The organism is Bacillus cereus group sp. BfR-BA-01355 (genome assembly GCF_022663675.1).
Classification (GTDB): Bacteria; Bacillota; Bacilli; order Bacillales; family Bacillaceae_G; genus Bacillus_A; species Bacillus_A thuringiensis_S.
Map to the genome: position 1 here is coordinate 1 of NZ_JAKUFY010000301.1, position 501 is coordinate 501.

Consider the following 501-nt stretch of genomic DNA (forward strand, 5'->3'; position numbering starts at 1 on the left):
TAAGACTTTCGTCATACCTTTTTTAATTTCGAATGATACTGGTTCCGTTAACTTCTTATAACCTGGTAAGCTCTTCGTCTCTACTAATTTGTATTTTCCTACTGATAGATCTGAAACGTTTGCTTTTCCTTCTTCATCTGTCGTTATTTCAGTTACTATTTTGCCTTGCTCATCTTGTACTTCGAAGACTACGCCTTCTAATGCTTTTTGGCTATCTTTATCTACTTTTGTTACTTCTACATTTCCCTTGTCTAACATTTCATTTTCTACTGTTAAAGCAAGAGATTTTGTCATACCTTTTTCAATTTGGAAAGTAATTGGATCTACTAATTGTTTATATCCTTTTGGTGCTTTTACTTCTACTAACTTGTATGTGCCAACTGATAAATTAGTGACTTGTGCTTGTCCTTTTTTATCTGTCGTTATTTTAGCGACTACTTGTCCTGCTGCATCTTGAATCTCAAATACTGCATCAGCTAAAGCATCTTTATTTTCTTTATC

The 501-nt window shown here is 33.3% G+C and carries 1 protein-coding gene; it reads right to left on the bottom strand.

From position 1 onward, the window contains the following. Positions 1-501 (bottom strand): MSCRAMM family protein (locus MR167_RS31740; RefSeq protein WP_255787535.1); only part of this gene is annotated, 501 nt, incomplete at both ends.